Source organism: Pseudomonas sp. YH-1 (assembly GCF_051990045.1).
Taxonomy (GTDB): domain Bacteria; phylum Pseudomonadota; class Gammaproteobacteria; order Pseudomonadales; family Pseudomonadaceae; genus Pseudomonas; species Pseudomonas nicosulfuronedens.
Window position 1 is genome coordinate 3,268,395 of the sequence record NZ_CP178184.1, and the last position, 23,308, is coordinate 3,291,702.

Annotated in this window: 18 protein-coding genes; 3 read left to right on the top strand and 15 right to left on the bottom strand. The window is 65.3% G+C overall.

Features of this window, described 5'->3' with window-relative positions:
* Positions 1 to 13 precede the first annotated feature (13 nt).
* The 11 genes from ACKI1H_RS15340 to acnB all read right to left on the bottom strand — a co-directional run bounded on the left by ACKI1H_RS15340 (position 14) and on the right by acnB (position 15,966).
* Positions 14 to 2,728, bottom strand: a complete 2,715-nt coding sequence (locus ACKI1H_RS15340; protein WP_440468761.1) for a nitrate reductase — start codon at positions 2,726 to 2,728, stop codon at positions 14 to 16.
* 35 nt (positions 2,729 to 2,763) lie between these two features.
* Entirely contained in the window at positions 2,764 to 3,093 is a 330-nt protein-coding gene (gene nirD / locus ACKI1H_RS15345; RefSeq protein ID WP_440468762.1) for a nitrite reductase small subunit NirD, read from the bottom strand.
* Positions 3,094 to 3,149: 56 nt separating this feature from the next.
* Positions 3,150 to 5,600 carry a nitrite reductase large subunit NirB gene (nirB, locus tag ACKI1H_RS15350; protein WP_440468763.1) on the bottom strand — a complete coding sequence of 817 codons (2,451 nt, stop codon included), beginning with the start codon at positions 5,598 to 5,600 and terminating at the stop codon, positions 3,150 to 3,152.
* Between the two features lie 274 nt (positions 5,601 to 5,874).
* The gene (locus ACKI1H_RS15355) at positions 5,875 to 7,629 is read right to left on the bottom strand and encodes a protein kinase domain-containing protein (protein WP_440468764.1); all 1,755 of its coding nucleotides are present in this window, start codon (positions 7,627 to 7,629) and stop codon (positions 5,875 to 5,877) included.
* Positions 7,630 to 7,631: 2 nt separating this feature from the next.
* Positions 7,632 to 8,843, bottom strand: a complete 1,212-nt coding sequence (locus ACKI1H_RS15360; RefSeq protein WP_440468765.1) for a nitrate/nitrite transporter — start codon at positions 8,841 to 8,843, stop codon at positions 7,632 to 7,634.
* Between the two features lie 315 nt (positions 8,844 to 9,158).
* Positions 9,159 to 9,650, bottom strand: coding sequence for a cytochrome C (locus ACKI1H_RS15365; RefSeq protein WP_440468766.1), 492 nt, complete (start codon positions 9,648 to 9,650; stop codon positions 9,159 to 9,161).
* A 70-nt stretch (positions 9,651 to 9,720) separates the two neighbouring features.
* Positions 9,721 to 10,149: a thioesterase family protein gene (locus ACKI1H_RS15370; protein ID WP_440468767.1), complete on the bottom strand. Its 429-nt coding sequence runs from the start codon at positions 10,147 to 10,149 to the stop codon at positions 9,721 to 9,723.
* 98 nt (positions 10,150 to 10,247) lie between these two features.
* A complete protein-coding gene (locus ACKI1H_RS15375; RefSeq protein ID WP_440468768.1) occupies positions 10,248 to 10,940 on the bottom strand; it encodes a polysaccharide lyase family 7 protein in 693 nt (230 codons plus the stop codon).
* Positions 10,941 to 11,178: 238 nt separating this feature from the next.
* Positions 11,179 to 11,757, bottom strand: coding sequence for an ANTAR domain-containing response regulator (locus ACKI1H_RS15380; RefSeq protein ID WP_440468769.1), 579 nt, complete (start codon positions 11,755 to 11,757; stop codon positions 11,179 to 11,181).
* The gene (locus ACKI1H_RS15385) at positions 11,739 to 12,962 is read right to left on the bottom strand and encodes a CmpA/NrtA family ABC transporter substrate-binding protein (RefSeq protein WP_440468770.1); all 1,224 of its coding nucleotides are present in this window, start codon (positions 12,960 to 12,962) and stop codon (positions 11,739 to 11,741) included. The genes ACKI1H_RS15380 and ACKI1H_RS15385 overlap by 19 nt, the downstream gene beginning before the upstream one ends.
* Before the next feature lie 394 nt (positions 12,963 to 13,356).
* The gene (acnB, locus tag ACKI1H_RS15390) at positions 13,357 to 15,966 is read right to left on the bottom strand and encodes a bifunctional aconitate hydratase 2/2-methylisocitrate dehydratase (protein WP_280055895.1); all 2,610 of its coding nucleotides are present in this window, start codon (positions 15,964 to 15,966) and stop codon (positions 13,357 to 13,359) included.
* A 382-nt stretch (positions 15,967 to 16,348) separates the two neighbouring features.
* Here acnB and ACKI1H_RS15395 point away from each other — a divergent pair, with 382 nt between their 5' ends.
* A complete protein-coding gene (locus ACKI1H_RS15395; RefSeq protein WP_081516465.1) occupies positions 16,349 to 16,825 on the top strand; it encodes a DUF1289 domain-containing protein in 477 nt (158 codons plus the stop codon).
* Positions 16,826 to 16,978: 153 nt separating this feature from the next.
* Here the strand turns inward: ACKI1H_RS15395 and ACKI1H_RS15400 are convergent, their stop codons facing one another.
* Positions 16,979 to 17,842: a universal stress protein gene (locus tag ACKI1H_RS15400; RefSeq protein WP_138525501.1), complete on the bottom strand. Its 864-nt coding sequence runs from the start codon at positions 17,840 to 17,842 to the stop codon at positions 16,979 to 16,981.
* 206 nt (positions 17,843 to 18,048) lie between these two features.
* Between ACKI1H_RS15400 and ACKI1H_RS15405 the strand changes: the two genes are divergently transcribed.
* On the top strand, positions 18,049 to 18,660 hold the full coding sequence (locus tag ACKI1H_RS15405) for a tRNA-(ms[2]io[6]A)-hydroxylase (protein WP_440468771.1): 612 nt from the start codon (positions 18,049 to 18,051) through the stop codon (positions 18,658 to 18,660).
* A gap of 156 nt (positions 18,661 to 18,816) precedes the next feature.
* Here ACKI1H_RS15405 and ACKI1H_RS15410 read toward each other — a convergent pair whose 3' ends face one another.
* From ACKI1H_RS15410 to ACKI1H_RS15420, 3 genes are all read right to left on the bottom strand, one after another.
* Positions 18,817 to 20,145, bottom strand: coding sequence for an SPFH domain-containing protein (locus ACKI1H_RS15410; RefSeq protein WP_440468772.1), 1,329 nt, complete (start codon positions 20,143 to 20,145; stop codon positions 18,817 to 18,819).
* Positions 20,146 to 20,268: 123 nt separating this feature from the next.
* On the bottom strand, positions 20,269 to 20,991 hold the full coding sequence (gene lpxH / locus ACKI1H_RS15415; protein ID WP_440468773.1) for a UDP-2,3-diacylglucosamine diphosphatase: 723 nt from the start codon (positions 20,989 to 20,991) through the stop codon (positions 20,269 to 20,271).
* Between the two features lie 4 nt (positions 20,992 to 20,995).
* Entirely contained in the window at positions 20,996 to 21,502 is a 507-nt protein-coding gene (locus ACKI1H_RS15420; protein ID WP_081516469.1) for a peptidylprolyl isomerase, read from the bottom strand.
* 121 nt (positions 21,503 to 21,623) lie between these two features.
* Between ACKI1H_RS15420 and ACKI1H_RS15425 the strand changes: the two genes are divergently transcribed.
* On the top strand, positions 21,624 to 23,306 hold the full coding sequence (locus ACKI1H_RS15425; RefSeq protein ID WP_440468868.1) for a glutamine--tRNA ligase/YqeY domain fusion protein: 1,683 nt from the start codon (positions 21,624 to 21,626) through the stop codon (positions 23,304 to 23,306).
* Positions 23,307 to 23,308 lie beyond the last annotated feature (2 nt).

Consider the following 23,308-nt stretch of genomic DNA (forward strand, 5'->3'; position numbering starts at 1 on the left):
TTCGCGGCTTGGTTCAGGCTGTCGCCGCCAGCGGTTTTTGGGCCAACAGGCGCTTGATTTCCGGTACGCAGGAGCCGCAGGCGGTCCCGCACTTGAGTTCGCATTTCAGACCTTCGAGGTCCAGGCCCTTGTCGATACCGGCCTGGATACGGCTCTGGCTGACGTTCAGGCAGTTGCAGAGTGTCTTGTCTGCTGCCGCGCCAGCCTTGCCGGGGGCCGCGCTGAGCGGTGCGAGCAGCCAGCGGCGCAGTTCCTGGTCGGCACGGCCTTCCTTCCAAAGCTCGCGTAGCCAGGCGCGGGCGGCGGTTTCGCCGGCCAGCCGCAGCGAGACAATTCGTGATTGCTCGATACGCACGCGTTTGCCCACGGTGCGGCGCGGGTCGTCATAGGCCATGACCGGTCCATCGCCGAGGTCCAGCAGGGCGTCTATGCGGGCCAGCCAGTCCGCACTGGGGGCCTCGTGGTGCGCGGCACGGATCACCAGCGCCGGGCGCTCGCGGCCGATGGGGCTGAAGCTGGCGTAGCGCAGGTCTTCGAAAAGCGGGCGCAAGGCGTCGAAGCGTTTCTGTACGTCGCCTTCCACCAGGGCGAAGAACTGCCAGGGCAGCTCGATGCGGCTGACTTCCACCGTGGCGTGTTTCAGCTCGGGTTGGCGGGACAGCGGGTCTACCGCCGGCAGGGTCAGCACATTGATGCCCAGACCCTTGAGGTAGCGGTCGCCCCAGTGCATCGGCAGGAAGGCCTGGCCGGGGCGCAGTCGGTCGTCTGCCTGTACCGGCAGCACCAGTTCGCCACGGCGGCTATGCAGGCGCACCAATTGGCCGTCGCTGATGCGTCGGCGGCGCAGCTCGTCCGGGTGCAGGCCGAGTATGGCTTCTTCCACGTGGCCGAACAGTTGGGGAGCCGTGCCGGTACGGGTCATGCCGTGCCATTGATCGCGCAGGCGACCGGTGTTGAGGATCAGCGGGTAACGCGCATCACGCTTTTCCTTCGGGGCGCGGTAGGGCTCAGCGATCAGCCGGGCGCGGCCATTGGCGGTGGGGAACTGTCCGTCGCCATACAGGCGCTCGGTGCCTTGGGTTGCGCCGGCGCGGAAGGGCCATTGCTGCGGGCCACGGGTGTCCAGCAGTGCGTAGTCGATACCGGACAGATCAAGATCACGTTCACGGGTCAGCAGCTTGTACTCGTCGAACAGCGCGGACGGTGAGCCGAAGTCGAACAGGCTGCTTTCGCCGGGTCGCAGGTGTTGTTCCAGGCGGCGGGCGAAGTCGCAGACGATGTTCCAGTCCGCCCGGGCCTCGCCGATCGCCGGAATGGCCGGGCGCACGTGGCTGATGCGACGTTCGGAGTTGGTCACCGTGCCTTCCTTCTCGCCCCAGCTGGCGGCCGGAAGCAGCAGGTCGGCGTACTGGCAGGTCTCACTGGTGGTGAAGGCTTCCTGGACGATGACGAAGGGGCAGGTGGCCAGGGCTTCGCGCACGCGGGTCTGGTCCGGCAGCGATTGTGCCGGGTTGGTGCAGGCGATCCACAGGGCCTTGATGCGCCCGTCGCGTACTGCGTCGAAGAGCTCGATGGCGCTCAGGCCGGGACTTTCCGGCAGCCGTTCGACGCCCCAGTAGGCAGCCACTTCGGCACGATGTTCAGCGTTTGCAGCCTCGCGGTGGCCAGGCAGCAAGTTGGACAGGCTGCCGGTCTCGCGGCCGCCCATGGCGTTGGGCTGGCCAGTGAGGGAGAAGGGGCCGGCGCCGGGGCGGCCGATCTGCCCGGTGGCCAGGTGCAGGTTGATCAGCGCACTGTTCTTCGCGCTGCCGGCGGTGGACTGGTTAAGTCCCATGCACCAGAGCGACAGGACGGACGGCGACTGGCCGATCCACTGGGCCGCACGCTGCAGGTCATCGACTGCGATGCCACAGATTTCCGCCACGGCCAGCGGGCCGTAGTCACGCACCAGGGCTTTGAGCTCATCCAGGCCGTCGGTGTGGGCGTCGATGAAAGCCCGGTCGATCCAGCCTTCCCAGAGCAGGATGTGCAGGATGCCGTGGAACAGCGCGACGTCGGTGCCGGGCAGGATCGCCAGGTGCAGGTCGGCCGCCTCGGCCGTGTCGGTGACGCGCGGGTCGATGACGATCAGCTTCATCTCCGGGCGCCGTGCGCGGGCCTCTTCCAGGCGGCGGAACAGCACCGGGTGCGCGTAGGCCATGTTGCTGCCGGCGATCAACACGCAGTCGGCCAGTTCGATGTCTTCGTAGCTGCAGGGCGGGGCGTCGGCGCCCAGGCTGCGCTTGTAGCCGACCACCGCCGAGGACATGCACAGGCGCGAGTTGCTGTCGATGTTGTTGGTGCCGACCAAGGCGCGGGCGAGCTTGTTGAAGGCGTAGTAGTCCTCGGTCAGCAACTGGCCGGAGACGTAGAAGGCCACGCTGTCCGGCCCGTGCTCGCGAAGGGTTTCGGCGAAGACGCCAGCGGCATGTTCCAGCGCGGTGTCCCAGTCGGTTCGGGTGCGCGACAGGCCCTTGTCCAGGCGTAGCTCCGGGAATTGCGCGCGGGCATCGGCATCGCCGGTCAGGTGCAGGGTCGAGCCCTTGCTGCACAGGCGGCCGAAGTTGGCCGGATGCTGCGGGTCGCCCTGCACGCCCAGGATGCGCTCGTCGTCGTGCTCGATCAGTACACCGCAACCCACGCCGCAGTAGCAGCAGGTCGATGCGGTAGTGCGACGGTTATGGGTCATGGCGCAGCCTCGCTCTGAATCGGAAGCAGGGAAAATCAGGCGCAGTGGGTGAGGTTGTCGCGCAGGGCCAGCAGCACGCGGCCATCCGTGACCTTTACCTCGTGGCGATGGGCACAACCCTGGTCGGGGGCCACGGCTTCGCCGCTGGCCAGTTCGATCTGCCAGTTATGCAGCGGGCAGGCCACGCGCTTGCCATAGATCAGGCCCTGGGACAGCGGGCCGCCCTTGTGAGGGCAGCGGTCGTCGAGGGCGAAGACCTCATCATCGGAGGTACGGAAGATCGCGATGTCGCCCTTGGGGCCGGCGATGACGCGTGAGCCCAGCGGGTTGATGTCGTCCAGGGCGCAGATATCGATCCAGTTCATGGGGTGTCTCCGGCAATCGGGTAGTAGGGGCCCCGATGGCGGGGCCCGGCGGGCACTCAGGCGGGTTCCAGCTGCTTGAGGGGAATCCGTTCGAACTCCTTCTTCAGCGGCTGCTGGGCGATGCGCTCCTGCCACGGGTCCTGCTCCAGCGACAGGGAGAACTGCAGTCGGGCGTTGAGGGCCCGGCGGTTATCCGCGTCTTCCAGCACGGCCTTCTTGATGCGCTCCATGCCGACGCGCTGCAGGTAGTGCACGGTGCGTTCGAGGTAGAAGGCTTCTTCGCGATAGAGCTGCAGGAAGGCGCCGCTGTACTCGCGGACTTCGTCGGAGGTCTTGAGCTTGACGAAGAACTCCGCCACCTCGGTCTTTATCCCGCCATTGCCGCCGATGTACAGCTCCCAGCCCGAGTCCACGCCGATGATGCCGATGTCCTTGATGCCGGCCTCGGCGCAGTTGCGCGGGCAGCCGGAGACGGCGAGCTTGACCTTGTGCGGCGACCACATGTTGAACAGGTCGTGCTCCAGGTCGATGCCCAGCTGGGTCGAGTTCTGCGTGCCGAAGCGGCAGAACTCGCTGCCCACGCAGGTCTTCACGGTGCGGATGGACTTGCCGTAGGCATGCCCGGAAGGCATGTCCAGTTCCTTCCAGATCGCCGGCAGGTCGTCCTTCCTGATGCCGAGCAGGTCGATGCGCTGGCCGCCGGTGACCTTGACCATGGGCACCTGGTACTTGTCAGCGACGTCGGCGATGCGCCGCAGTTCGGCGGCGTTGGTGACGCCGCCCCACATGCGCGGGACCACCGAGTAGGTGCCGTCCTTCTGGATGTTGGCGTGGGCGCGCTCGTTGATCAGGCGCGACTGCGGGTCGTCCTTGGCCTCGCCCGGCCAGGTGGAGATCAGGTAGTAGTTCAGCGCGGGGCGGCAGGTGGCGCAGCCGTCCGGGGTGCGCCAGTCCATGAAGCGCATGGCGCTGCTCAGGGTGACCAGGTGATGGTCGCGGATCGCCTGGCGTATCTGGCCGTGGTTGAGGTCGCTGCAGCCGCAGATGGCTTTTTCGCTCTTGGGCTTCACGTCCGCCGCACCGCCCACGGTGCTGATCAGGATCTGCTCCACCAAGCCGGCGCAGGAGCCGCAGGAGCTGGCGGCCTTGGTGTGCTTCTTCACCTCGTCGACGCTGAACAGGCCGTTTTCCTGGATAGCCTTGACGATGGTGCCCTTGCACACGCCGTTGCAGCCGCAGACTTCGGCGCTGTCGGGCATGTTCGCCGCGCTGTTCTGGCCCTGGTGGCCGACATCGCCAATGCTGCTTTCACCGAACATCAGGTGGTCGCGGATCTCGCCGACGTTGTGGTTCTCGCGGATCTGCCGGAAGTACCAGCCACCGTCGGCGGTGTCGCCGTAGAGGCAGGCGCCGACCAGGACGTCGTCCTTGATCACCAGCTTCTTGTACACGCCGCCGATGGGGTCGGAGAGGGTGATGGTCTCGGTGCCTTCGCCGCCCATGAACTGGCCGGCGGAGAACAGATCGATGCCGGTGACCTTGAGCTTGGTGGAGGTCACCGAACCCTGGTAGCGGGCGAAGCCGAGCATGGCCAGGTGGTTGGCGCAGACCTTGGCCTGCTCGAACAGCGGCGCCACCAGACCGTAGGCGATGCCGCGGTGGCTGGCACACTCGCCCAGGGCGTAGATGCGCGGGTCATAGGTCTGCAGGGTGTCGTTGACCAGGATGCCGCGGTTGCAGGGCAGGCCGGTTTTTTCCGCCAGTTCGGTATTGGGGCGTATGCCGGCGGCCATCACGACGAGGTCAGCGGCGATCACTTCGCCATCCTTGAAGCGGATGGCGCAGACGCGGCCGTTGCCATCGTCGATCAGCTCTTCGGTATGGGTGTTCAGGCGGAAGTGGATGCCGCGCGATTCCAGCGCTTCCTGCAGCAGCTTGCCGGCGGTGCGGTCCAGCTGGCGTTCCAGCAGCCAGTCGGAGAGATGCACCACAGTGACGTCCATGCCGCGCTGCTTCAGGCCGTTGGCCGCTTCCAGGCCGAGCAGGCCGCCGCCGATGACCACCGCGTGGCTGTGGGTGCCGGCGGTGTCGATCATGGTCTGGGTGTCGGCGATGTCGCGGTAGCCGATCACGCCCTGCAGACGGCTGCCCGGCACCGGCAGGATGAAGGGGTTGGAGCCAGTGGCAATCAGCAGGCGATCGTACTCGGCCTCGGTGCCGTCTTCGGCGTAGACCTTGCGACGATGACGGTCGATGCGGGTGACCTTGCGGTTGAGCAGCAGGCGGATGCTGTTCTCGCTGTACCAGTTGAGGTCGTTGAGGACGATGTCCTCGAAGGCCTGTTCGCCAGCCAGCACGGGGGAGAGCAGGATGCGGTTGTAGTTGGGGTGCGGCTCGGCGCCGAATACGGTGATGTCGTAGAGGTCCGGGGCGACCTTCAGCAGTTCTTCCAGGGTCCGCACACCGGCCATGCCGTTGCCGATCAGTACGAGCTTGAGCTTCTTCATGTCAGGGCTCCGTCACGCAAAGCTGAAACACGGAAAACAAAAAAGGCGTCCCGCCGGTTGCCCAGCGAGGACGCCTTTGTCCAAGTCCCGTTCGATCGGGAAGTGCGAGCCTCTTCGTTGAGGGACGCGCTTTTGTAGATTGTTGCCAGGGTTATTGCAGGGGCTGTGCCAACTTGCTTGGACCCCGTTTTCCGGGGCTTTCAGCTGGCCTGTCGTACCGGTCGGCCATTTTGCTGCACTGCGGTGATGCGTACTGGGCCGAACTGGTGCGTCTTCAGCCGCCGTGCAATAGCCAGAACAGCAGGCCCAGGTTGATTGTCAGGGAGGCCAGGGCGACGCCGCGCCACACCCGAAGCGGCTCGCGTTCCAGGAGTGGGCGCGGGCGCGCGGGGGCCTGCCGTTCGCCTTGTTCCAGGGCGAGCAGGCATTCCTCGGCGGTCTCGAAGCGCTGTTGTGGCTGGGCGGAAGTCAGTTTTGCCAGCCAATCGTCGAGCCAGGCCGGCACATCCGGACGGTAGCGGCTGGCCGGGGCGGCTGTGCCGAAGCGCGGATGCTGGAAGGCTTCGATCTCGCCGTAGGGGTAGTGCCCGCAGAGCAGGCGGTAGAGCGTTACGCCGGTCGCGTAGAGGTCCTGGCGCGCGTCCGGTGCTGAGCCCTGGAAGGATTCCGGGGCGAGGTAGCTCGGCGTGCCGGGCAGGTCGTGCGGGTCCTCCTGCGACAATCCCGGGCAGTAGGCCAGGCCGAAGTCCAGCAGGCGCAGCTCGCCGTCGTCGGCCCAGTGCAGGTTTTCCGGCTTGATGTCGCGGTGCAGGATGTTGCGCCGATGCAGCTGGCCCAGGCCGCGCAGTAGCCGCTGAGCAAGGTTCAGCCAGTCGGGCAGGTTCAGCGGGCCGTTGAGTTTCAGGTGCTCGTCCAGCGTCTGCCCCGGATACTCGCGCATTGTGTAGTACAGGTGCTGGCGTTGCGGCAGGCTATGCAGCTCGGGGAAGTAGCGGCCCTGCACGCGGCGCAGGAACCATTCTTCCAGCAGCAGCGCCTGGGCGGCTTCCGGGGAGTCGCGCAGCGCCGACGGCAGGGTCTTGAGCAGCCAGGGACGATTCTGCCGGTCGCGCACGCGGTAGATCAGCGATTGGCGGGACTGGGCCAGTTTGCCTTCCACCTGCCAGCCTTCGAACTCCTGCCCGTCCCGCAGAGCGGGCGGTGCCGGCCAGTGATCGAGCTGGGCGAGGGCGTCGCCGAGACTCGCGGGTGGCAGTTCCGCCACCTGGAGGAGCAGGGCGCTGGCGTTGTCCTGGCTGCCGGCCAGGTGAGCGGCGCTGACCAGCGCATCGGCGCAGGCCTGCAGGGATTGAGCGTCCTCCAGCAGGCGCTGGATGGTGCTGTCGCCCAGCGCGGCCCAGATGCCGTCGCTGACCAGCAGGAAGCTCTGCCCGACCTCCAGCTCTCCGTCGCAGTAATCGACCACGAGGTGCTGGTCCAGGCCCAGCGCGCGCTTGAGCACGTGCTGCATGCCGGGCTGTTCCCAGACGTGGTCCTGGGTCAGGCAATCCAGAACGCCTGCCTGCCAGCGGTACAGGCGGCAGTCGCCGACGTGGGCGAGGGTGAAGCGCCGGCCCCGCAGGACCAGCGCGGTGAGGGTGGTGAGCAGCGGTTGTCCGCCGCCGTTGGCCTGCAGCCAGCGGTTCTGCGAGATCAGCAGGCGGTCGAGGGCCTGGGCGACGGCCCAGGTCTCGGGGGTGGCGTAGTAGTCGGAGGCCAGCGCCTGCAAGGTCAACCGTGCGGCCAGGCCGCCGTCGGCGCAGTGGCTGACGCCGTCGGCGATGGCGAACAGGTGCCCCTTGCTGGCGGCCAGCCCGGCGGGCGGGGTGACTACCCGCAGGGCATCCTGGTTCTCGTCGCGCGGGCCGGTGGCGCTGGCCTGGGCAAGGCTCAGGCGCAGCTGATTGTAGGAACGAGCTTGCTCGCGAACGTGTTCCCCAGTGACCTCCGCATCAAGCGGTTCGCGAGCAAGCTCGCTCCTACAGGCCATGTTCAGACTCGCGCCACTGTAACGGCCGCACTGCCCCAGGTGGTGCGCCAGCGGGCTTTCACCGCGTGCAGGCCGAACCAGGCCAGTACACCAAGGCTGGCGAACAGCCAGAGGCCGATCTGGTAGTCACCGGTGGCCTGCTTGATCGCCCCCAGGCCCGCCGTCAGGCAGAAGCCGCCGATGCCGCCGGCCATGCCGATCAGGCCGGTCATCACACCAATGGTCTGGCGGAAGCGCTGCGGCACCAGCTGGAACACCGCGCCGTTGCCCGCGCCGAGGCTGAGCATGGCGACCACGAAGAGGCCAAGCGCCGCCACTGCGCTGGGCAGGTGGAAGCCCACGGCGGCGATGCAGATCGAGGCGATGGTGTACATCACCAGCAGGCTGCGGATGCCGCCGATGCGGTCGGCCAGGGCGCCGCCCAGCGGGCGCATCAGGCTGCCGGCGAAGACGCAGGCGGCGGTGTAGTAGCCGGCTTTCACCGGGTCGAGGCCGTACTGGTCGTGGAAGTAGCCGGGCAGGGTGCTGGCCAGGCCGAGGAAGCCACCGAAGGTCACGCTGTAGAAAAACATGAACCACCAGCTGTCACGGTCGCCCAGGGCCTTCAGGTAATCCCCTAGGGATTTGGCCGGCGGCCGCTCCGGCGCATTGCGGGCGAGCAGGGCGAACACCACCAGGGTGGCCAGCAGCGGGATCAGCGCGAAGCCGAACACGTTCTGCCAGCCAAAGGCGGCGGCGATGGCCGGGGCGAACAGCGCGGTGAGCACGGTGCCGGAGTTGCCGGCGCCGGCGATGCCCATGGCCTTGCCCTGGTGCTGCGGCGGGTACCACTGCGAGGCCAGCGGCAGTGCCACGGCAAACGAGGCGCCGGCCATGCCCAGCAACACGCCGAGGATCATCGCCTGTTCCAGGCTGTGAATGCCCAATTGCCAGGCGCCAAACAGGGCGCAGATGACGATCACCTGGCCGAGGATGCCGGCGGCCTTGGGTGACCAGCGATCGGCCAGCAGGCCCATGAGGAAGCGCAGGATGGCGCCGGAGAGGATCGGCGTGGCGACCATCAGCGCGCGCTGCTGGGTCGTCAGTTGCAGGTCGGTGGCGATCTGCACCGCCAGCGGGCCGAGGACGTACCAGACCATGAAGCTCAGGTCGAAATACAGGAAGGCGGCAAACAGGGTCGGCGCATGGCCGGCTTTCCAGAAACTCGTGTTCATCGAACACCTCATCAGCAACGGTAGAGGAGCCCGGTCGTGCGCCACGTGGCAGCCGCCGGGTTCGAGAAGGTCCTGAGCCCCTGCGCCGGGGCAAACGAAAAAGGCGTCGCTCCACCCACCGCTCTGCGCGGGTGTGGATGCGACGCCTTTGTCGAAGTCGGGTAATCGCCGTTGATTACCATCGCCTTGTGCACAGCAAGGCGCGGGCCAATAGCGGAAAGTCCCGCCGGATCAAAAGGTTAGTGGTATTCGTGCTTCGCGGGCTGTCCCACAACGGGGCGCACGCGTCCCTGGCGTGCTCCCCGTTGGGGCGATTCAGGGGGCTGGCGAGGAAGGGAAGAGCACGACCGGGCCCTTGGGCGTGCCGCCGGGCGGTACGTAATCGGGCGCCCTGTTGCCGGCAGCGCCGAGGTGGCGCACGTAGCGATAGATACCGCGCAGGTCGGCTTCGTCCATGATCCGCAGCGTGTGGGAGGGCATTGGCGGACGGAAGTTGGCCTGGCGCGCGATGGCCAGCCATTGCTCTTCGTCATAGGCCTGCATGGCCAGGCGCAGGTTGCTGGCGTAGGTGGTGCCCCAGGGGCCGCTCCAACCGAGCTGGTCGCCGGTGAGCCAGGTGCTTTCGGGGACCTTGTCCGGGGCGAGGATGTAGCCAGCGGTGTGGCAATCGTTGCAACCGGCGACTTGTACCAGATAACGGCCGCGCTGGACCGGATCGGTATCCGCCGCCTGGGCGATGGGGAACAGTGAAGGGAAGGGCAGGCACAGACAGCTGGACAGCGCGCCCACCCGAAGGAAGGACGGCATGCTGGAATCTCCTCTGGAGGCTGACGGGTACGACTCCAGAGGTATAGCGCGCTGCCGCTTCGCTTGCCGCTCAGGCGACCCAGTTGACGTTGGGGAAGGTGTCGCGGAAGGCCTCGGGAATCGGCACGACCTGGCCGATCTTGTAGTCGAAGAACACGAAGCCGGACTTGGCCATGGCCACCAGGGTGCCGTCGGCCGGGCGGGTGATACGGAAGATGATGTCGCCGCCGTACTTGTTGAAGTCCATCACGCCGACCTCGAACAGCAGCTGGTCGCGGGCGTGGGCTTCGGCGCGGTAGGTGGTGGCGAGGTCGGTGACGATGATGCCGGTCTCGCGGATGCCGTAGTCGAACAGGAAGCGCGCTCGGGCCTCGGAGATCATCGAGATCATCGAGTCGTTGCCCAGGTGGTTGGCGCCGTTGATGTCGGTGACGCGAACGGTGAGCTTGGTGGTGTAGATGAAGAGTTCTTCGGGAAATTCCAGTTTCAGGCGGGCCATGGCGGTCTCGATGACAAGGCAACGGGTAGTGCGGATGTGCCGCGCATTCTACGCGCAGTCCGCCCGCCCCGTGCCTCATCAGGTCAGTGAATGGCGAGTCAGCGGTGTGCCGAGTTCAGGTGGAAGACGGTCACCCGCGCGCCCTCGCTGCTGTCGCCGTAGTTGTCGTTGATGTACGCGCCGGCCTTGAAGTACAGCAGTTGTTTGGACCAGGTGGTGCTGAGGATCTTGCGGTAGTAGTTGGCCCGACCGTCGGAGGTTTCCACGCGGATCGCCAGGTTGCCCACCGAGGTGACGCGCAGGCTGTAGTTGAAGGTCTGGTCCAGGGCGATGTTGTCGATCAGCGGGACGTTGATGCTGGCGCTATCGTCGGGATGGTTGCGCACCAGGGCTTCCAGGCGTCCACTTTCCAGGGTAGGGAGGTAGTGGTACTGCAGCTTGACCAGGGGCTCGCCGTTGCCGGTGTAGGGCGAGCGGCTGTGGATCTGGCCGATGATGATCTTGTTCTTCGACGGCACCTGCTGGACGCTCATGGTCACGCGCAGCTCGTTGTCGCCCTGGTTGTAGTACCAGTTGGAGACCTCGCCAGCGGTAGTGGTCTCGCGCAGTTCGCTGCGCGGGTAGACGCTATCGGAGGTATGCGAGCCGGTGACGGGAACCCAGAACACCACCTGACTGCCGTCGCGTTGGAAGTAGCGGCTCTGGTAGCCCCTGGCGATCTGCGCGGTGGTGACTTCGGTGGGGCGGGGGTCGGTGGGAACGCTGAGGTTCCAGGTGGTGAGGTCGATCATGGGCTTGCCCTTGCTGAGCCGCACAGGCGGCGAGGTCGGGTGGGCGCCGAGGTGCCTAGCCGGCGGCGGCCACTGCGATGCGCCATCGAACCCTGCCGATGACGCTCCTGGGACCCGGCCAGAAGACCGGGCGGCCGCAGCATAGGGCGTTGCAGGCGAGGTAGGGGCCAGCTCCGCCGCTGGCGAAATGATCGCGCCTTGCCGCCGCTGGCCGTTGGCCGGCTTCACCTCTTCGACGTCAGTGCCCCAACATCTCGTGCATGGCGATGATCTGCTCGGCCACTTGTGAAAGCTTCTGCTGGCGGCCCATGGCTTGGCGGCGCATCAGGGTGTAGGCCTCCTCCTCGGCACAACCCTTCATTTTCATCAGCAGCCCCTTGGCCAGCTCGATGCGCTTGCGCTCGGCCAGTTGCTGCTCGCGGGCCTGCAGTTGGGCACGCAGAGCCTGGTCGCTCTCGAAACGGGCCATGGCGACATCGAGGATCGGCTGCAGTCGCTCGGCCTGGATGCCCTCGACGATGTAGGCGCTAACCCCGGAGCGGATGGCCTGGCGCATCACCTGCGGGTCGTGTTCGTCGGTGAACATGACGATGGGGCGTGGCTGGTCGCGGCTGACCAGTACCACCTGTTCCATCACGTCGCGGCCGGGGGATTCGGTATCGATGAGGATCACGTCCGGGTGCAGGGCTTCGACCCGTTGCGCGAGGTCCACGGTGAGGCCGGATTCGTCGATGACCTCGAAGCCGCACTCCACCAGCGCGGCCTTGAGGCGCCCGACCTTTTTCGGGGTGTCGTTGATCAGCAGGACGCGCAGCATGCACAACCTCGCTCCGCCAGGGCATTCAGCTCGAAGCTGCGGGCATAACCGGCCGGGTCGCTGCCGTCCCAGAGGCGCCCGTCGATCAGGGTCGAGGCACGCATCTCGGCGGCCGGCACGCTGACGCCCACGGCGCTGGCGGCTTCTCGATAAAGGTCGAGTTGCTGAACCTGGCGGGCGGTGCCGAGGTAGTCGACGTCCTCGCGCAGCAGGCCCCAGCGGCGGAACTGGGTCATGAACCACAGCCCGTCGGAGAGCCAGGGATAGGTGGCCTGGCCGTCATTGAAGAAGCGCAGCGGGTGCGCATCTTGCCAGGCGTGGCCGAGACCGTCCTGATAGCGGCCGAGCAGGCGTGGCTCGACGCTGGCGAGAGGGGCGTCGACGTAGTCCTCGCTGCTGATCAGCTGGGCGGCACTGCGCAGGTTGTCTTCGTTGGCTTCGATGAAGCGGCTGGCATCGAGGAGGCTCATCACCAGCGCGCGGGCGGTGTTGGGGTACTGCTCGACGAAGGCACGGGTGGTGCCTAGCACCTTTTCCGGGTGGTCCGGCCAGATCTGCTGGCTGGTGGCGAGGGTAAAGCCCATGCCTTCGTCCACCGCCAGCGCGCCCCAGGGGCCGCCGGCGCAGAAGCCGTCGATGCGCCCGGCCTTGAGGTGCTCGACCATCTGCGCCGGGGGCACCACGAGACTGCGGACATCTTGCAGCGGATGGATGCCGTGGCTGGCCAGCCAGTAGTAGAGCCACATCGCATGGGTGCCGGTGGGGAAGGTATGGGCGAGAGTCATTTGTGCTCCGTTCTGGCGCACGTGGCTCCGCAGTGCCTCGGCAGAGGTCACACCGTCGCGCATTAGTGGGGCGGAGAGGTTGATCGACTGGCCGTTCTGGCATAGCCCCATGAGCACGGCCATGTCAGTGGCCGGGGCGCCGCCCAGGCCCAGTTGCAGGTCGTAGATGAGGCCGTAGAGGCTTTGCGCTGCGTCCAGTTCGCCGCTGAGCAGGCGGTCGCGCAGCCCGGACCAGGAGTTCTGTCGCTGCAGGTTGAGCGTCAAACCGTAGGGCTGGCCGAATCCCTGGGTGGCGGCCACCACCAGCGAGGCGGAGTCGGTGAGGGCCATGAAGCCCAGGTTGAGCGCGGTCTTCTCCGGGGCATCGGAGCCGGCCACCCAGGCCAGGTTGTCCGGCAGTGGGCTGGTGCTGTCGATCATCTCCACCTCTCAACGCACTCTCAATACAAAAAAGCGCCGCTCCACCGGCCGTCGAAGAGGCGGTGGCAGCGACGCCATTGTCGGTAGGCGATCCGCCGTTGGATCACCCTTTGCGAAAGTGCAGCAAGGGCTGTGCCAGTCAGCTGGATAAAAAGAAGCCCCGCCATGGAGGGCGGGGCGCAGAGGAAGGGAGCGCACCTCTGGAGGGTTCCACAAGGGCACCTGGGCACGGATATCGGCAGGAGCCTGATCTCCACCTTAGACCCGAGGCGCGTGGGTGCAACCGGTCAATAAGTATTAGGCCCATCGTTAGGGGAGGGCGGGAGCGCTCTGTTTCGGGGCCTGGAAAAGAAAAGCCCCGCACGAGGCGGGGCTTTTCATCACGCTAGGAGTCTCAGACCTGGACGGCCGGGATCTTCGCGTTGGCGGCAGCTTCGCGGAACTCGGCGATCTGGTCGAAGCTCAGGTAGCGGTAGATATCGGCAGACATGCTGTCGATGTCCTTCGCGTAGGCCATGTACTCCTCGACGGTCGGCAGCTTGCCGATGATCGAGGAGACGGCGGCCAGCTCGGCGGATGCCAGGAACACGTCGGTGGCGTCGCCCAGACGGTTCGGGAAGTTACGGGTCGAGGTGGAGACCACGGTCGAACCGGTCTGTACGCGAGCCTGGTTACCCATGCACAGCGAGCAGCCCGGCATTTCCATGCGCGCGCCAGCCTTGCCGTAGATGCCGTAGTAGCCTTCTTCGGTCAGCTGATGGGCGTCCATCTTGGTCGGCGGAGCCAGCCACAGACGGGTCGGAATGCCACCCTTGACCTTGTCCAGCAGCTTGCCGGCAGCGCGGAAGTGACCGATGTTGGTCATGCAGGAGCCGATGAAGACCTCATCGATCTTGCGGCCTTGAACGCTGGACAGCAGGCGGGCGTCGTCCGGGTCGTTCGGAGCGCAGAGTACCGGCTCCTTGACGTCGGCCAGGTCGATCTCGATGACCGCGGCGTACTCGGCGTCCTTGTCGGCTTCCAGCAGTTGCGGGTTGGCCAGCCAGGCTTCCATCGCTTGCGCGCGGCGCTCCAGGGTGCGGGCATCGCCGTAGCCTTCGCCGATCATCCAGCGCAGCAGGGTGATGTTGGACTTCAGGTACTCGGCGATGGCCTCTTCCGGCAGCTTGATGGTGCAACCGGCAGCCGAACGCTCGGCGGAGGCGTCGGACAGCTCGAAGGCTTGCTCGACGGTCAGGTCGTTCAGACCTTCGATCTCGAGGATGCGGCCGGAGAAGATGTTCTTCTTGCCTTTCTTCTCGACGGTCAGCAGGCCAGCCTGGATCGCGTAGTAGGGGATGGCATGGACCAGGTCACGCAGGGTGATACCCGGTTGCAGCTGGCCCTTGAAGCGCACCAGAACCGATTCGGGCATGTCCAGCGGCATGACGCCGGTGGCAGCGGCGAAGGCGACCAGGCCGGAGCCGGCCGGGAAGCTGATGCCGATCGGGAAGCGGGTGTGCGAGTCGCCGCCGGTGCCGACGGTGTCAGGCAGCAGCATGCGGTTCAGCCAGCTGTGGATGATGCCATCGCCCGGACGCAGGGAGACACCGCCGCGGGTCATGATGAAGTCCGGCAGGGTGTGGTGGGTCTTGACGTCGATCGGCTTCGGATAGGCAGCGGTGTGGCAGAAGGACTGCATCACCAGGTCGGCGGAGAAGCCCAGGCAAGCCAGGTCTTTCAGCTCGTCGCGGGTCATCGGGCCGGTGGTGTCCTGGGAACCGACGGTGGTCATCTTCGGTTCGCAGTAGGTGCCCGGACGGACGCCCTGGCCTTCGGCCAGACCGCAGGCGCGGCCAACCATCTTCTGGGCGAGGGTGAAGCCCTTGCCGCTGTCGGCCGGCGCTTCCGGCTTCTTGAACAGGTCGGACGGGGCCAGGCCCAGCTCGGCGCGGGCCTTCTCGGTCAGGCCACGGCCAACGATCAGCGGAATACGGCCGCCGGCGCGGACTTCGTCCAGCAGGACCGGGGTCTTCAGCTCGAAGGTGGTGACCACTTCGCCGCTGTCATGACGCACGACCTTGCCTTCGTACGGGTAAACGTCGATGACGTCGCCCATGGCCAGGTTGGTGCAGTCGAATTCGATCGGCAGGGCGCCGGCGTCTTCCATGGTGTTGTAGAAGATCGGGGCGATCTTGGTGCCGAAGCAGAAACCGCCGCCGCGCTTGTTCGGCACGTAGGGGATGTCGTCGCCGAAGAACCACAGCACCGAGTTGGTGGCGGACTTGCGGGAAGAACCGGTACCGACCACGTCACCGACGTAGGCAACCGGGAAGCCCTTGGCCTTGACCGCTTCGATCTGCTTCAGCGGACCGACGGAACCCGGCTGGATCGGCTCGATGCCGTCGCGGGCCATCTTCAGCATGGCCAGGGCGTGCAGCGGGATGTCAGGGCGCGACCAGGCGTCCGGAGCGGGGGACAGGTCGTCGGTGTTGGTTTCGCCGGGGACCTTGAACACGGTCAGGGTCAGCTTTTCGGCGACGGCCGGACGGGCCTTGAACCACTCGCCATCGGCCCAGGATTGCAGCACGGCCTTGGCGGCGGCGTTGCCTTTCTTGGCGCGCTCGGCGACGTCGTGGAAGGCGTCGAACATCAGCAGGGTGTGCTTCAGCTGCGCGGCGGCGACTTCGGCCAGCTCGGCGTTGTCCAGCAGCTCGACCATGGTGGTGATGTTGTAGCCACCCTGCATGGTGCCCAGCAGCTCGAGCGCGCGGGCCTTGGTCAGCAGCGGGGAAGTGGCTTCACCCTTGGCGACGGCGGACAGGAAGCCGGCCTTGACGTAGGCAGCTTCGTCCACGCCCGGCGGTACGCGGTTGGTGATCAGGTCGAGGAGAAATTCTTCTTCGCCGGCCGGCGGGTTCTTCAGGAGTTCGACCAGACCAGCGGTCTGTTCGGCGTTCAGCGGCTGGGGCACGACGCCCTGGGCGGCACGCTCTTCTACGTGTTTGCGATAGGCTTCAAGCACAGTATTTCCCTCATCAGTGGTCCCGGAGGACGCGTATCCAGGAGACCCCTCCGATCCATTCGTCAGGCATGGTGGACGGTAATCCACTGACCTACGACGGCACCGGCGATCTCCGGGCAGAAGCTGTTTTCAAAGTTTTACGCCGGGGTGGCCTGGGACTGATGGGTCTGGGCGCTTGAGGGAGGCGCCCAGACCGCGCGGCTGCCGGAATCTGTGCTTCGTGACGCTTTGAAAACAGCTTCTTTCGGACAATGACGCCAAAAAGGCGCAGCCATTCTAATGGAATTAATGGGCCTTGGTAAGCCGATTTGCGTGGCGCCCGAGGGTGATCTTGCCTAGACAAAGGGCTAACATGCCTGCTTTGCCAGCTATCTGTTCAGCCATGTCTTCGCAACGCATCAAAACCCCCTGTGTCGGGCTCTGCTCGACGGTCTATGGCGACCTGGTCTGCCGTGGCTGCAAGCGCTTCCACCACGAAGTGGTGAACTGGAACCGCTACGGCGACGAAGAGAAACGGGCGGTCCTGAGCCGTCTGGAGATCCTGCTGACGCAGGTGATGATGGCCAAGCTGGAAGTCTTCGATGCGTCCTTGCTGCGCAGCCAGCTGGAACAGCGGCAGATCCGCTTCGTGCCCGAGCAGTCGCCGTATTGCTGGGCCTACCAGCTGATCGCCCGCGGCTCGCGGATGATCAACCAGGTGGAAGCCTACGGCCTGGCGCTGTTGCCGGAGTTCCGCGAATGGCCGCTTCCGGACCTGCGTGATGCCATCGACAAGGAGTTCTTCATCCTGTCCGAGGCGCATTACGAACGTTATATCGCGCCGAGCTTCCTGGCTGATGCGCTGGAGTCGCGGGTCTGACTGTCTGCCGCCTGCCCATAAAAAAAGCGCCCGACGGGCGCTTTTGTTTTTTGTAGGAGCGAGCTTGCTCGCGAACTGGATTTTCCGGCAGCTCCAGCGCTGTGCTGGTTCGCGAGCAAGCTCGCTCCTACAGGTCAGGCTTCTGCGCGGTTTTCAGGGCTTGGCGGCGATCTCCTCCAGGTGGGCGATGATGTCGTCCGGCTTGAGCACCAGGATGTCGCTTTCCAGCGTATCCAGCACCACTTCCGCGGTGTTGCCGATCAGTGCGCCGGCGAACCCGGTGCGCGCCACGCTGCCGATCACCGTTACCGCCGCATCGAGGTTATGCGCTGCACGGGGGATCAGCACGTCCGCCGGGCCTTCCTCGATGTGCAGGTGCTGGTCGTCGACGCCGTATTCCGCCTGGAACGCCTTGCACGCCTCGCGGTACTTGGCCTCGATGGTCTCGCTGAGCTGGAAGGTCGGGTCGGCCGCCGAGAGCATGGGCGAGGGATGCGCGCTGATGACGTGCAGCTGACCGTGGGCGAGGCCGGCGATGTCGTAGGCGTGGCTGACGATCCCGGCGTGCAGCGTGCGGTGCTCGACGTCGTTGTTGCCCACGTCCACGGCGGCGAGGATGTTGCGCCCGGCCCAGGGCAGGCTGGTCTTCACCAGCAACACCGGGGCAGGGCAGAAGCGCAGCAGCTTCCAGTCGTCCGGGGTGAGCAGGGCTTTCTTCAGTGGGTTGTCCGGGCTGTGCTGCTTGATCACCAGCCCGCAGCCTTCGGCTTGCTGTTCGGCGATGATGGTCTGGTGGAGGTTGTCCTTCCAGGCCTGGCGGCTGGAAGCGCTGAAACCTTCCTGGCGCAGCACCTCGGCGACTTCCTCGAGCTTGGCGCTGTAGTCGGCGCGACGCTCGCAGGCCAGCAGGTGCAGGTGCGACTGGGTCACGCTGGCGATCAGGCGGGCCCGTTTCAGCGCGAGACCTTCCGGCTGGTCCGGGTCCACGACTACGAGGATGCTACGGATGGCTTGCATGATCGTCTCCCTTCGTGCGCGTTGTTTATGTGGAACAACTGTAGTCGGGATATCTCGTTCATGACGTTGAGGCATATCAACGCCGGAAGCTGGTTCCGCGCGGCGGCATTCGTATAATGCTCCGCCTTTATGACACCGGCCAGCGACGGGCGGGTGCGCCAAGTGTTTGCGCGGCTGCGCGTCGGTCTGCGGGTTGGAGAAAGTACATGTTGTCTGAAATCAGGGAATTCCTCGGTTGTGCCACGCCGGATGCGTGGGTGGAAGCCGCGCTGCGGGATCAGGCGGTGATGCTGATCGACCACAAGAACAACGAGTTCAAGGCTGCCAGCACTGCCCTGGCCCTGATCGCCAAGTACAGTGCCCACGAGGAACTGGTGAACTTCATGTCGCGCCTCGCCCGCGAGGAACTGCGTCACCATGAGCAGGTGCTGGCAATCCTGAAGAAGCGCGGCATCCCGCTACGGCCGATCTCCGCCGGTCGCTACGCTTCCAGCCTGCGTACCGTGGTACGCAATCACGAGCCGCAGAAGCTGGTGGATACCCTGATCGTCGGCGCCTTCATCGAATGCCGCAGCTGCGAGCGTTTCGCCGCGCTGGTGGATCACCTGGATGCCGACCTGGCGAAGTTCTACGGCTCGCTGCTCAAATCCGAGGCGCGGCATTTCCAGGGTTACCTGAGCCTGGCGCGCCGCTATGGCGATGACGCCGACATTGACCGCCGCGTGGCGGAGATTCGCGAAGTGGAGGCTGGACTGATCCAGTCGCCGGACAGCGAGTTCCGTTTCCACAGCGGTGTGCCGCTGGATCAGGCGGCCTGAGCCTTCGACCAGAATGAAAAAAGCGCCCTGATGGGCGCTTTTTCTTTGCTCTTTGTAGGAGCGAGCTTGCTCGCGAACCAATCCAGCGCGGGAGCTGCCGGGAAACTCGTTGGCGAGCAAGGACTGGGCGTCTCCCTCGCTCCTACAAATGCGGTGTCAGTCCTTCACCTTCAGGTCCAGCGCCAGGTCGCGCGCGGCCTTGGTGGCCAGTACGCCCATCAGCTGGCCGATCTCGTCCTGGCGGCTGCTGGCGCTGTTCTGCCCGCCGGCCATCATCACGCTGGGTACCGGCGCCTGGGCGGCGGCTTCGGCCCAGACCTTGTTGATGGCGATCAGCGCGTCCAGCTTGGGTTGCAGCGCACCGTCGGCCTTGATTACCGCTTCGCGGGCATAGGCATCGGCGTCGGCGGTGATCTTGGTGGCCTGTGCCGTCACGGTGGCTTTGTCGCGCAGCAGCTCGGCGGTTTGTTTCTCGATCTCGGCGCGCTGCTTCTCGCGCTCGGCGTTGATTACTGCCAGCTGCTTCTCGGTCTCGGCCTGGGTGGTGCGCTCGATCTGGTCACGCAGGGTTTCCTGGCGCTTGGCTTCCACTTCCTTCTCGCCGCGAGCGGTGACCAGCAGCTTCTCTTCCTCTTCCTTCAGGCGGTTCTGACGAGCCACGGCCAGCTCGGCCAAAGCCTGCTGAACCTTGACCATGCGCTGCTTGTACTGCGGGTTGGGGTCGACGTTGGTGATGCGTGCCTCCACCACTTCCACGCCGAACTTGCGGAATTGCTGCTGCTTGCGTACCGGGATGCCCTTGGTGTCAGTGACCTTCTCGGTGACGAACTGGCTGGCGTTGTTGTCGCCGAAGCTGCCCTGTTCGGTGCCGGCCTGGAGGATGGCGGTCTGATGCGGGACGGCGCCGCGCGGGCCACGGACTTCCTTGCGCTTGATCAGGTAAAGGCCGTCGTTGAGCTGGTTCTCGAACTCTGCGGCGAATTCGCTGCGGGCGCCGGCGTAGTAGTCGTCGGCGGTCATCAGTGAGGCGGTGGCCTGTAGGGTTTCCTTGATTGCCGGGACCAGCGCGGTACGGATGAAGTTGTCCGGGTTGCGATATTCCTGGGCCATCTTCAGGAACTGGTCGCCGCCGGGCAGGCGGAAGCGCGCGGAGGACTCGACCTTGGCGTCGACGTTGCCGAGGAACACGATCGGGAAGGCTTCGATGGTGGCGCCGAGGCCATCGTTGTCGGGGTTGTTGTCGTTGTCGTCCATGATCAGTACGGACTGCACGCTGATGGCTTTCTTCCAGGTAGTGGCGCGGCCGAACCATTTGGTGGCGTAGCCGACGTCGTCGACGATCTTCTCGTCGCCGAAGATGGTCCGCACGTGGGTCATGAAGCCGGCTTCGTTATAGAAGAAGACGCCGTTGAACAGGATGAAGGCGGCGGCGACCAGTGCCAGGGGCAGGGCGCCGAACTTGATGAGGTTTCCCTTGCTGAACATGTTTCTTCCTTGAGTGAGCAAACCGCGAATGCTGCGCAGGGCGGTTGGTGCCGGTCAAGGAGAAATGTCTGACAGTGCGGGTGAGTTAGCGCCAAAAGGCCACCATTGCGGTGGCCCGGGGCTTCACAGGGGGAAGGGCGCCTGCTGCATGCCCTGTTCGTCGGCCTCCAGGGCCCAGCCCTGGCTGTCCCAGTCGCCGAGGACGATGCGCCGCGCGGGGCGGCCGTCGATTTCCAGTTCGTGGACGGCGGGGCGGTGGGTGTGCCCGTGGATCAGGATGCGTACGCCCTTGTCGCGCATGATGCGCTCCACTTCCGTCGGGGTGACGTCGACGATCTCGCTGGCCTTCATGCGAGTCTGCGCGCGGCTTTCCTTGCGCAGCTTGCGCGCCAGCTTGTGGCGGGCGGCCAGTGGCAGGTGGCGCAGGATGAACAGGGTCAACGGATTGCGCAGCCAACGGCGCAGCTTCATATAGGCCACGTCGAGAGTGCACAGGCTGTCGCCATGCATCAGCAGGACTTGCTCGCCGCCCAGATCGATCAGGCTCGGGTCGCGCAGCAGCTTGCAGCCGGCCTCACGGCAGAAGGCCTGGCCGATCAGGAAGTCGCGGTTGCCGTGCATCAGGAAGATGCGCGTGCCGCTATCGGACAATTCACGCAGGGCGCGGGCGATGGAGTGCTGGAACTCGTCCATGCCATCGTCGCCGATCCAGGCTTCGAAGAAGTCGCCGAGGATATACAGCGCCTCGGCCGTGCGGGCCCGGGTAGAGAGGAAATGCAAGAACGCCCGGGTAATGTCCGGGCGTTCCGCTTCGAGATGCAGGTCCGAGATGAACAGGACGCTCATCGACTCACTCGCCGATGACTTCTGCTTTCTCGATGATCACGTCGTCGGCCGGTACGTCCTGGTGGCCGGAGCGCATGGTGGTGGCGACGGTCTTGATCTTGTTGACCACGTCCATGCCGTCCTTCACTTCACCGAACACGCAGTAGCCCCAGCCCTGCACGGTCGGTGCGCTGTGGTTGAGGAAGTCGTTGTCGGCGACGTTGATGAAGAACTGCGCGCTGGCCGAATGCGGCTCCATGGTACGGGCCATGGCGACGGTACCGATCTTGTTGCCGACGCCGTTGTTGGCTTCGTTCTTGATCGACTTGCGGGTGGACTTCTGCTTCATGCCCGGCTCGAAACCGCCGCCCTGGATCATGAAGTTGTTGATCACACGGTGGAACACGGTGTTGTCGTAATGGCCGGCCTTCACGTACTCCTTGAAGTTGGCGACGGTTTCGGGCGCCTTGTCGTCGAACAGTTCAAGGGTGATATCGCCGAAGTTGGTCTGCAGTTTGACGGTGGTAGTCATCAGGGAATTCCGCTCTTTGGAAAAATCGAAGGCCTGTCAGGGGGTTGACAGCTTCGGCTATGATAAGCGCTTTGGTTTGGCCGGCCTACCCTGGCTGAACGACAGCATGATCAAGGACACCATGAGCAAGCCTACCGCCGATACGAAAGAAGCCACCGTTGCCGCCAACTTCCTGCGCCCCATCGTCCAGGCTGACCTGGACAGTGGCAAGCACCAGAAGATCGTCACCCGCTTCCCGCCGGAGCCCAACGGCTACCTGCATATCGGCCATGCCAAGTCCATCTGTCTGAACTTCGGCCTGGCCAAGGAGTTCGGCGGTGACTGCCACCTGCGCTTCGACGACACCAACCCGGCGAAGGAAGACCAGGAATACATCGACGCCATCGAGGCTGATGTGAAGTGGCTGGGCTTCGAGTGGGCCGGCCAGGTGCGCTACGCCTCCAACTATTTCGACCAGTTGCACGACTGGGCAGTGGACCTGATCAAGGCCGGCAAGGCCTTCGTCTGCGACCTGAACGCCGAGGAAATGCGCGCCTACCGCGGCTCCCTGACCGAGCCGGGCAAGAACAGCCCGTTCCGCGAACGTTCGGTGGAAGAGAACCTGGACCTGTTCGCCCGCATGAAAGTCGGCGAGTTCCCGGATGGCGCCCGCTCGCTGCGCGCGAAGATCGACATGGCCTCGCCGAACATCAACCTGCGCGACCCGATCCTCTATCGCATCCGTCACGCCCATCACCACCAGACCGGCGACAAGTGGTGCATCTACCCCAGCTACGACTTCACCCACGGTCAGTCGGATGCGATCGAGGGCATCACCCACTCCATCTGCACCCTGGAGTTCGAGGATCACCGCCCGCTGTACGAGTGGTTCCTGGCCAACCTGCCGGTCCCGGCCCAGCCGCGCCAGTACGAATTTGCGCGCCTGAACCTGAACTACACCATCACCAGCAAGCGCAAGCTCAAGCAGCTGGTCGATGAAAACCACGTGAATGGCTGGGACGACCCGCGCATGTCGACGCTGTCCGGCTACCGTCGCCGTGGCTACACCCCGGCGTCGATCCGTGCCTTCTGCGACATGATCGGTGTTAACCGTGCCGGTGGCCTGGTGGATATCGGCATGCTGGAGTTCGCCATCCGTGACGACCTGGACGCCAACGCCGGCCGCGCCATGTGCGTGCTCAAGCCGCTGAAGGTGGTCATCACCAACTACCCGGAAGGCCAGGTCGAGAACCTCGAACTGCCGCGCCATCCGAAGCAGGACATGGGCGTGCGCGTGCTGCCGTTCAGCCGCGAGATCTACATTGATGCCAGCGACTTCGAGGAAGTCCCGCCGGCCGGCTACAAGCGCCTGATCCCGGGCGGCGAAGTGCGCCTGCGCGGCAGCTACGTGATCCGTGCCGACGAAGCCGTCAAGGATGCCGCAGGCAATATCGTCGAACTGCGCTGCAGCTACGACGAGAACACCCTGGGCAAGAACCCCGAGGGTCGCAAGGTCAAGGGTGTGATCCACTGGGTACCGGCCGCCGAGAGCGTCGAGTGCGAGGTGCGCCTGTACGACCGCCTGTTCCGCTCCGCCAACCCGGAGAAGTCGGAAGAGGGCGGCAGTTTCCTCGACAACATCAACCCGGACTCCCTGGTGGTGCTCCAGGGTTGCCGCGCCGAGCCGTCGCTGGCCAGCGCCGCTGCCGAGGATCGCTTCCAGTTCGAGCGTGAAGGTTACTTCTGCGCGGATGCCAAGGACTCCAAGGCTGAAGCCCTGGTCTTCAACCGCACCGTGACCCTGCGCGATTCCTGGGGGCAGTAACG

What these genes read in the sequence shown, in the direction of transcription:
- ACKI1H_RS15340 (WP_440468761.1), bottom strand. Translation starts at nt 2,728, where the DNA reads ATGACCCATAACCGTCGCACTACCGCATCGACCTGCTGCTACTGCGGC.
- nirD (WP_440468762.1), bottom strand. Translation starts at nt 3,093, where the DNA reads ATGAACTGGATCGATATCTGCGCCCTGGACGACATCAACCCGCTGGGC.
- nirB (WP_440468763.1), bottom strand. Translation starts at nt 5,600, where the DNA reads ATGAAGAAGCTCAAGCTCGTACTGATCGGCAACGGCATGGCCGGTGTG.
- ACKI1H_RS15355 (WP_440468764.1), bottom strand. Translation starts at nt 7,629, where the DNA reads ATGGCCTGTAGGAGCGAGCTTGCTCGCGAACCGCTTGATGCGGAGGTC.
- ACKI1H_RS15360 (WP_440468765.1), bottom strand. Translation starts at nt 8,843, where the DNA reads ATGAACACGAGTTTCTGGAAAGCCGGCCATGCGCCGACCCTGTTTGCC.
- ACKI1H_RS15365 (WP_440468766.1), bottom strand. Translation starts at nt 9,650, where the DNA reads ATGCCGTCCTTCCTTCGGGTGGGCGCGCTGTCCAGCTGTCTGTGCCTG.
- ACKI1H_RS15370 (WP_440468767.1), bottom strand. Translation starts at nt 10,149, where the DNA reads ATGGCCCGCCTGAAACTGGAATTTCCCGAAGAACTCTTCATCTACACC.
- ACKI1H_RS15375 (WP_440468768.1), bottom strand. Translation starts at nt 10,940, where the DNA reads ATGATCGACCTCACCACCTGGAACCTCAGCGTTCCCACCGACCCCCGC.
- ACKI1H_RS15380 (WP_440468769.1), bottom strand. Translation starts at nt 11,757, where the DNA reads ATGCTGCGCGTCCTGCTGATCAACGACACCCCGAAAAAGGTCGGGCGC.
- ACKI1H_RS15385 (WP_440468770.1), bottom strand. Translation starts at nt 12,962, where the DNA reads ATGATCGACAGCACCAGCCCACTGCCGGACAACCTGGCCTGGGTGGCC.
- ACKI1H_RS15395 (WP_081516465.1), top strand. Translation starts at nt 16,349, where the DNA reads ATGTCTTCGCAACGCATCAAAACCCCCTGTGTCGGGCTCTGCTCGACG.
- ACKI1H_RS15400 (WP_138525501.1), bottom strand. Translation starts at nt 17,842, where the DNA reads ATGCAAGCCATCCGTAGCATCCTCGTAGTCGTGGACCCGGACCAGCCG.
- ACKI1H_RS15405 (WP_440468771.1), top strand. Translation starts at nt 18,049, where the DNA reads ATGTTGTCTGAAATCAGGGAATTCCTCGGTTGTGCCACGCCGGATGCG.
- ACKI1H_RS15410 (WP_440468772.1), bottom strand. Translation starts at nt 20,145, where the DNA reads ATGTTCAGCAAGGGAAACCTCATCAAGTTCGGCGCCCTGCCCCTGGCA.
- lpxH (WP_440468773.1), bottom strand. Translation starts at nt 20,991, where the DNA reads ATGAGCGTCCTGTTCATCTCGGACCTGCATCTCGAAGCGGAACGCCCG.
- ACKI1H_RS15420 (WP_081516469.1), bottom strand. Translation starts at nt 21,502, where the DNA reads ATGACTACCACCGTCAAACTGCAGACCAACTTCGGCGATATCACCCTT.
- ACKI1H_RS15425 (WP_440468868.1), top strand. Translation starts at nt 21,624, where the DNA reads ATGAGCAAGCCTACCGCCGATACGAAAGAAGCCACCGTTGCCGCCAAC.